The 8,942-nt window shown below is 75.0% G+C and carries 1 protein-coding gene and 1 pseudogene; one reads left to right on the top strand and one right to left on the bottom strand.

The window, feature by feature from the left end; translation table 11 throughout:
* Nucleotides 1–1,966, top strand: a 1,966-nt coding sequence (locus IG88_RS0136670) for a thioester reductase domain-containing protein (protein ID WP_031050879.1), incomplete at its 5' end; no start/stop codon positions are given.
* Between the two features lie 276 nt (nt 1,967–2,242).
* Here IG88_RS0136670 and IG88_RS0136665 read toward each other — a convergent pair.
* A pseudogene (locus IG88_RS0136665) lies at nt 2,243–8,841 on the bottom strand (SDR family NAD(P)-dependent oxidoreductase); the annotation flags it as partial.
* Nucleotides 8,842–8,942: the final 101 nt, after the last annotated feature.

Raw genomic sequence — 8,942 nt, 5'->3', positions numbered from 1 at the left:
CGACCGCCTCACCACCGTCCTGCGCCCCAAGACCGACGCCGCCTGGCACCTCCACGAACTCACCCGCGACCACCCCCTCACCCTCTTCGTCCTCTTCTCGTCCGTGGCGGGCATCGTCGGGTCGCCCGGTCAGGCGAACTACTCGGCGGCCAACCAGTTCCTGGACGCGCTCGCGCAGCACCGCAGGGCGGCCGGGCTGCCGGCCGACTCGGTGGCCTGGGCGGCGTGGGCGCAGTCGAGCGGCATGGCGTCCCGGCTGACCGAGGTGGACTGGGCCCGCGCGACGCAGGCGGGCCTGCGGCCCATCTCGCCGGCCGAGGGAACGGCGCTGTTCGACGCGGCGCTCGCCGCCGCACCCGCGACGACGGTGCCGATGCACCTGGACCTCGCCCTGATCGAACGGCAGCCCGGACCCGTGCTGCCCATGCTGCGGGGTCTGGTGCGCAGGCCGGCCAGGCGCGTGGTCTCGGTGGCCGCCGCCGACAGCGGGCAGCTCGCCGAGCGCCTCGCCGGGCTGGACGCGGCCGGCCGCCAGGAGGTCCTGCTCGACCTGGTGCGCACCTCCGCGGCCACGATCCTCGGTCACGGCGGCACCGACCGGATCTCCCCCACCACGGCCTTCACCGACCTCGGGCTGGACTCGCTGACCGCGGTCGAGCTGCGGAACCTGCTGGAGAACGGGACGGGGCTGCGCCTGCCGCCGACGCTGCTGTTCGACCACAAGCACCCCGCGGCGCTGATCGAGTACCTGGACTCGGAACTCTCCAGCCGCAGCGGGACCGGGGCGGCCTCCGAGGTGGACTTCGCCGCCGAGATACGGCTGGCCGAGGACGTGGTCCCGGCCGCGGAGGTCACCACCGTGGTCGCCGACCCGCGGCAGGTGTTCCTCACCGGGGCGACCGGGTTCGTGGGCGCCTTCCTCCTGCGGGAGCTGATGCGCTCGACCAAGGCCACCGTGCACTGCCTGGTCCGGGGCGCCGACGAGGCGGCGGCGCTCGACCGGCTGCGCGCCAACCTCACCTGGTACGGCATCTGGGAGGAGATCGACACCGACCGGCTCGTCGTCCTCACCGGCGACCTCGCCGAACCCCTCCTCGGTCTCGGCGCGGAGCGGTTCGACCGGCTCGCCCGCGAGGCCGACGTGGTCTACCACGCGGGCGCGACGGTCAACTGGCTGCACCCGTACCCGCTGTTGAAGGCGGCCAACGTGACCGGCACGGAGGAGGCCCTGCGGCTCGCCGCGCGGCACCGGACGGTGCCGCTGCACTACGTGTCGAGCACCGGGGTGTTCGCCGGTCCCGCCCCCGACGGCGGCGCGCTGACCCCGCAGCACCCGACCGGCCCGCCGGAGCTGCTCACCAACGGCTACCGGCAGACCAAGTACGTGGCCGAGAAGATCATCCACCTGGCGCAGGAGCGCGGGCTGCCCGTGTCGGTCTACCGCGCGGACGTCGTCTCGGGGGCGCAGTCCAACGGCGCCTGCCAGACCCGCGACTTCGTGTGGCTGAGCCTCAAGGGCAGCCTCCAGGCGGGGGCGGTCCCGGCCGGCGCGAACGCCTGGTTCCCCATGGTGCCGGTGGACTACGTCAGCGCGGCCGTCCTGGAGCTGTCCCGCACGGCGGAGAACCGGACCTTCCACCTGTTCAACCCGGTGGCGGTCAGCTTCGCCGAGATGGTGGCGCGGCTGCGTGAGGCCGGCCATGTCCTGGAGGAGGTCTCCTGGGACGAGTTCGTGGCCGGGGTCCGCACCGACCGGGACAACGCGCTCTTCCCGACGATCGACATCTTCCGGGAGTACATGACCGCCGGCGAGGCGCTGTACATGCGGGTGGACGTCAGCGAGACGGAGGCGGCCCTGGCGGACACGGGCATCACGTGCCCGGAGATCGACGCCGGACTCTTCCGCACGTACGCGGAGTTCTTCACCTCGACGGGCTACTTCCCGGCCCCCGGAACCCGCGGCTGACCCCGTCCGGCCCCCCGGCCCTCTCGGCCCCTGCCCCCCGTCACCACGGACGGGGGGCAGAGGCCTTTCGCTGTCCCCGGCACACGCGCAGAGCCCGGTACCGGACGCTCAAGGCCCGGGGCAACATGGGCGCCGGCCCCTTCACCCCCCTCGCACACGCGTGGGGCCCCGGTTCCGGATGAACGCTCATGACCGGGGGACGTCATGAGTGCTCGGCCGGGACCGGGGCCCCCTCGAGCGGCCGTGGGCCGCCGGATCGCCGCCGCGTGGTGCTCAGTTGCCGTCCAGGAACTGGAACAGCTCCTCGTCCGTCGCGACGGTGGTGTCGAGCCTGTCCGGGGACGGGTCGGCCGGGTCCCGGTAGGCGCGGATCCTGAGCAGCAGGCCCTCGACGCGTTCCGCGATGCGGTCCCCGTCCGGGCCGGTCACCGAGGACTCGGTCAGCGCGGCCTCGACCCGGTCCAGCTCGGTGAGCACCGAACCGGTGGGGGCCGTGTCCCTGACGGCGAGTTCACGGATCAGCTCGGTGGTGACGGCCGCCGCGGTCGGGTGGTCGAACACCAGCGTCTGCGCGAGCCGCAGCCCGGTCGCGGCGCTGAGCCGGTTGCGGAACTCCACGGCCGAGACCGAGTCGACCCCGAGGTCGGAGAAGGCCCGCTCGGGCTCGACCGTCCGTCCCGGCGCGTACTCCAGGACGCCGGCCATCTCCGTGCAGACCAGGTCGAGCAGGATCTCGTACCGGCCCTCCTCCGGCAGCCCGGCCAGCTTGTCGGCCACCGGGAGGGAAGCCGCCCGGTGCGCGGCCCGCCGCCGGTTACCCCGGCCCGCGAGCCGCCGCAGGATCGGCGGCACCTCGCGCTGGGCGCGCACCGACGCCAGGTCCAGCGCGACCGGGACCAGCACCGGCTCGTCGCGGCCGAGCGCGGCGTCCAGCAGGGCCACGCCCTGTTCCCCGGAGGTCAGGGTCACGCCGAGCCGGGCCAGCCGGGCCAGGTCCACGTCGGTCAGGTGCTCGGTCATCGTGCTGCGTTCGGACCACATGCCCCACGCCAGCGACACACCCGGCAGACCGCGGGCCCGCCGGTACTGGGCCAGGGCGTCCAGGTAGGCGTTGCCCGCCGCGTAGTTGGCCTGTCCCGCCGGGCCGATCAGGCCGGACAACGACGAGAACAGGACGAAGGCCGACAGGTCGAGGTCGCGGGTCAGCTCGTGCAGGTTCCACGCGGCGACCATCTTGGGCCCGAGCACCGCGTCGAGCCGCTGCCCGGTCAGCTCGGTCAGCACTCCGTCGTCGACCACGCCGGCCGCGTGGACGACGGCGGTCAGCGGGGCTTCGGCGGGGATGCCGGCCAGCAGTTCCGCCAGGGCCGCGCGGTCGGCCGTGTCGCACGCGGCGATCTCCACCTCGGCGCCCAGAGCGGTCAGTCCGGCCGCCAGCTCGGCGCCCTTCGGGGAGGCCGCGCCCGCGCGGCTGACCAGCAGCAGCCGTCGTACGCCGTGTGTGCTCACCAGGTGCCGGGCCACGAGGGCACCGAGCGTGCCGGTCCCGCCGGTCAGCAGGACCGTGCCGGTGCCGAACGCCGCCACGGGCGCCCCGTCGCCGCCGGCCTCGGCCCGGGCCAGCCGGGGCATGAGCACCCGGCCGGACCGCAGGGCCAGTTGCGGTTCCTGGACGACCAGCGCCGCCAGCTCGTCCCAGGGCACCTCTTCGGTGTCCACGTCCAGCAGCCCGAACCGGCCCGGGTTCTCGGTCTGCGCCGTGCGCACCAGTCCCCACACCCCGGACTGGACGAGCCCCGCGAGCCGCTCCCCCGGTTCGGTGCCGATCGCCTCGCCGGTCACCAGCACCAGGGTCGCGGAGCCGTACCGGTCCTCGGCGAGCCACTCCTGCATGACGCCGAGCACGGCGCCGGTGACCTGCCGCGCGTCCGGTCCGGCCGGGCAGCGCAGGAAGACCACGTCCGGGTCGGCGGGGACGTCCGCCAGGCCGTCGACGAGCGCCCACCGCACGGACCGGTCCGGCTCCGCGGACACCCTCTGCCAGTCCACCCGGAACATCGAGTCCGTGGCCATGCCCGGCGCGTCCGTCGGCATCGGGCGCAGCAGCAGGCTGCCGACCGACGCCACCGGCGCGCCCGTGGCGTCGGCGAGCGCGACGGACACCGTGTCCGTCCCGCAGGACGTCATCCGCACCCGCAGCGTGGTCGCTCCGACCGCCGACAGCGACACCCCGGACCAGGCGAACGGCATGGCCGCACCGTCCATCCCGTCGAGGAAGGATCCGTACCAGACCGCGTGCAGCGCCGCGTCCAGCAGCGCGGGGTGCAGACCGAACCGCTCGGCGTCGGCCTCCGCCTCGGCCGGCAGGACGACCTCCGCGAACACCTCGTCCCCGCGCCGCCACAGTGACGTCAGGCCCTGGAAGGCGGGCCCGTAGTCGTAGCCCCGGCCGCGCAGGTCGCCGTAGACGTCCCCGACCTCGACCTCCCGCGCCCCTTCCGGGGGCCAGACGGTGAGGTCGGGCTCCGGGTCCGGGGCCCGTTCGGACAGCACGCCGTCGGCGTTGCGGACCCACTCGCCGCCGTCCGGCTGGGAGTGCACCGACACCGCCCGCCGGCCCGCGTCGTCGGCGGCCTCGACCACGACCTGGACCCGGGCGCCGCCCCGGTCGGCGAGCACCAGCGGGGTGTGCAGGGTCAGTTCGTCGAGCAGTTCGCAGTCGACCTCGCGCCCGGCGCGCAGCACCATCTCCACGAAGGCCGTCCCCGGCACGACCACCCGGTCCAGCACCGCGTGGTCGGCGAGCCAGGGCTGGCTCTCCGGCACCAGCCGGCCGGTGAGCACGGTGGCGCCGGAGTCCGGCAGGGTGAGCACGGCCCCGAACACGGGGTGCTGACCGGCCGCCAGTCCGGTGTCCCGCAGGTCGCCGGGTGCCGGCGCGTTCATCCAGTACCGCTCGCGCTGGAAGGCGTACGTCGGCAGGGGCACGGTCGCCGCGCCGGTCCCGGCGAACACCTGGTGCCAGTCGGCCTCCGCGCCGTGCGCGTGGACCGCGCCGAGCGCGGTGAGCGCGGTGGCCGCCTCCGGGCGGTCGGCCCGCAGCACCGGCACCGCGACCGGCAGCGGTTCCCGTTCCGCGAAGCAGTCCTCGGTCATCGCCGACACCGTGGCGTCCGGGCCGATCCCGACGAAGCGGGTGGCTCCCTCGTCCTGGAGGCGGCGCACCGCGACGGCGAACCGCACCGGCTCGCGGACCTGGCGCACCCAGTACTCGGGCGAGCAGACGCGCTCGGCCGGCAGCGCCTCACCGGTGACCGTCGACACGAGCGGCAGGACCGGCTCGTGGAACGCCACGCCGGCGACCACCTCGCGGTAGGTCTCCAGCATCGGGTCCATCAGGTGCGAGTGGAAGGCGTGGCTCACCCGCAGCCGCTTGGTCCGGCGGCCCAGGGAGGCGAAGTGGTCGGCGCAGCGCAGGACCGCCTCCTCCTCACCCGAGACGACGACGGAGTCGGGGCCGTTCACGGCGGCGACGCACGCCTCGTCGCCGGCCAGCACCCCGGCGACCTCGTCCTCGGACGCCCGCACCGACACCATGGCGCCGCCCTCGGGCAGTTGCTCCATCAGCCTGCCGCGCGCCGCGACGACGCGGCAGGCGTCCTCAAGCGTCCACAGTCCCGCCACGAAGGCCGCCGACAGTTCGCCGATCGAGTGTCCGGCCAGCACCTCCGGACGTACGCCCCAGGAGCCCAGGAGCCGGGTCAGCGCGACCTCGACGGCGAACAGCGCGGGCTGCGCCCATCCGGTCCGGTCCAGCAGTCCCGGCGCCGGGTCGCGTTCCGCGAGCAGCACCTCGCGCAGCGGGCGGTCCAGCAGTCCGTCGAACCCCGCGCACACCTCGTCCAGTGCCTGCGCGAACTCGGGGAAGGCCGCGTACAGTTCGCGGCCCATGCCGAGCCGCTGGGTGCCCTGTCCGGCGTACACGAACGCGGTACGGCCGGGCAGTTCCGCGCCCCTGACCACGGTCGGGGCGGTGCCGCCGGAGGCGAGCGCGCGCAGGCCGTCGAGGAGCCCGTCCCGGTCGGCGGCGACGACCGCGGCCCGCTGCTCGAACGCCGTCCTCGTGACCGCCTGCGAGTACGCGACGTCCAGCGGCTCGTGGGTCCGGACGGCGGCGAGCAGCCGTCCCGCCTGTCCGGCCAGCGCCTCGGGGGTCCGGCCGGAGAGGACCAGCGGTACCAGGGGCAGCGTCCGGCCGGTGTCCGGCTCGGGCGTCTCGCTCTTGTGCGCCTGTTCGAGGACGACGTGCGCGTTGGTGCCGCTGATCCCGAAGGAGGACACCGCGGCCCGCCTGGGCGCGCTCGTGACCGGCCAGGTGCGCCGCTCGGTGAGCAGGCTCACGGCCCCCGACGACCAGTCCACGTGTGACGACGGGGCGTCCACGTGCAGGGTCTGGGGCAGCACGCCGTGCCGCAGCGCCAGTACGGTCTTGATCACACCGCCGACCCCGGCGGCGGCCTGGGTGTGGCCGATGTTGGACTTCAGCGAGCCCAGCCACAGCGGGCGGTCGCGGTCCGTGCCGTAGGTGTCCAGGAGTGCCTGCGCCTCGATGGGGTCGCCGAGGCTGGTGCCGGTGCCGTGCGCCTCGACCGCGTCCACGTCGGCGGGGGACAGCCCGGCGTCCTCCAGCGCCTGCCGGATCACCCGCTGCTGGGACGGGCCGTTGGGCGCGGTCAGCCCGTTGGAGGCACCGTCCTGGTTGACGGCGCTGCCGCGGACCACGGCCAGGACCGGGTGCCCGAGCCGCTGGGCGTCCGAGAGCCGCTCCACCAGCAGCATGCCCGCGCCCTCGGCCCAGCCGGTGCCGTCGGCCGCGTCGGCGAAGGACTTGCAGCGCCCGTCCTGCGACAGTCCGCGCTGGCGGCTGAAGGCGACGAGCATGCCCGGGGTGGACATCACGGTGGCGCCGCCGGCGAGCGCCATGGTGCACTCCCCGCGGCGCAGTGACTGGACCGCCAGGTGCAGCGCCACCAGCGACGACGAGCACGCCGTGTCGACGGTGACCGCCGGTCCCTCCAGCCCGAGGGTGTACGCGATCCGCCCGGAGGCGACGCTGTTGGTGGTGCCGGTGAGCAGGTGGGCCTCGGCGCCGCCGGTGGCGTGGTGCAGCCGGGGGCCGTAGTCCGGGGACATCGCCCCGGCGAACACCCCCACCCGGGCGCCGCGCAGCGACGCGGGCCGGATGCCGGCCTGTTCCAGCGCCTCCCACGAGGTCTCCAGCAGCAGCCGCTGCTGCGGGTCCATCGCCGCCGCCTCACGCGGGGAGATCCCGAAGAACTCCGGGTCGAACTCGGTCGCCCGGTGCAGGAATCCGCCGCGCCTGGTGTAGGTGCGTCCGTGCGCGTCCGGGTCCGGGTCGTACAGCGACTCCGTGTCCCAGCCGCGGTCGTCGGGGAAGTCGGAGATCGCCTCCTCGCCCGCGTACAGCAGCCTCCACAGGTCGTCCGGCGAGTCGACCCCGCCGGGGAACCGGCACGCCATGCCGACGACGGCCACCGGTTCCCGGCTCGCCTCCTGCGCGTCCCGCAGCCGTTGCTTGGTCTCCTGCAGTTCGGCCGTGACCCGCTTGAGGTACTCGACCAACTTCTCTTCGTTACTCACAAGACCTCCGGTCAGGACGTGCCGAGTTCGCCGTCGATGAGGTCGAAGAGCTGGTCCAGCGCCATCCCGTCCAGCTCACGGGCCGCATCGGTGGGTGTGGGGGCCGCTTGTTCCGGCCCGGTCGGCGGTACGGACGGCTCGGCCGGGCCCAGCGCCGTGCCGAGGTGGGTGGCGAGTGCCGTGGGCGTCGGGTAGTCGAACACCAGGGTGGCCCGCAGCCGCAGCCCGGTCGCCGAACCCAGCCGGTTGCGCAGTTCCACCGCGGTCAGCGAGTCGAACCCCAGCTCCTTGAAGGTGCGCCGGGGGTCGACCATGCCCGGTGTGTTGTGGGCCAGCACGGTGGCCGTGTGCTCGCGCACCAGGCCCAGCAGGGCCTCCTCCCGCTCCTCGCCGGGCAGGTGGGCCAGGCTCTCGGCGAGCGAGGCGGGGCCGGTCGCGGTGGCGGCCTCGGCCCGCCTGACCCGCTCGCGCACCACCGCGCGCAGCAGGTGCGGGACCGTGCCGTGCGCCCGTACCGCGCTCTGGTCGATCCGGGCCGGGACGAGCAGGGCCGTGCCGGAGCGGACCGCGGCGTCGAACAGGGCCAGGCCCTCTTCCGAGGAGAGCGCCGCCAGTCCCGCGCGCCGCATCCGGCCGAGGTCGGCGTCCGCGAGGTGGCCGGTCATGCCGCTGGCCTGCGCCCACAGGCCCCAGGCCAGCGACACGGCCGGCAGGCCCCGCGCGGCGCGGTGTCCGGCCAGGGTGTCCAGGAACGCGTTGGCCGCGGCGTAGTTGGCCTGGCCCGGCAGTCCGAGGACGCCGGCGACGGAGGAGAACAGCACGAACATCGACAGGTCGTGACCGGCCGTCAGCTCGTGCAGGTTCAGCGCGGCGTCGACCTTGGGCCGCAGGACGCGGGCGAGCTGCTCGGGCCGCATCGCCTCCAGGACGCTGTCGTCGAGCAGCCCGGCGGCGTGCACGACGCCGGTCAGCGGCCGCTCGGCCGGGACCGTCGCCAGCAGTGCCGCCAGCGCGTCCCGGTCGGCCGCGTCGCAGGCGGCCACGGTGACCGTCGCGCCCAGCTCGGTCAGCTCCGCGGCGAGTTCCGCGGTGCCCGGGGCGTCCGGGCCGCGCCTGCTGGCCAGCAGCAGGTGGGCCGCCCCGTACCGGGTCACCAGGTGGCGGGCGAACAGGGCGCCGAGGGTGCCGGTGGCGCCGGTGATCAGGACGGTGCCGGTGGCGAGGCCGGGCCGGGTGGCCGCGGCGGTGACGGCCCTGACCAGCCGGGGGGCCAGCGGCCGTCCCTTGCGGAGCGCGAGCTGCGGCTCGCCGGTGG

Origin of the sequence: Streptomyces sp. NRRL F-5650 (assembly GCF_000721365.1) — a bacterium.
GTDB classification, from domain to species: Bacteria; Actinomycetota; Actinomycetes; order Streptomycetales; family Streptomycetaceae; genus Streptomyces; species Streptomyces ardesiacus.
The sequence above is the reverse complement of the archived record's forward strand: the minus strand, read 5'-3'. Positions and strand labels throughout refer to the sequence as shown.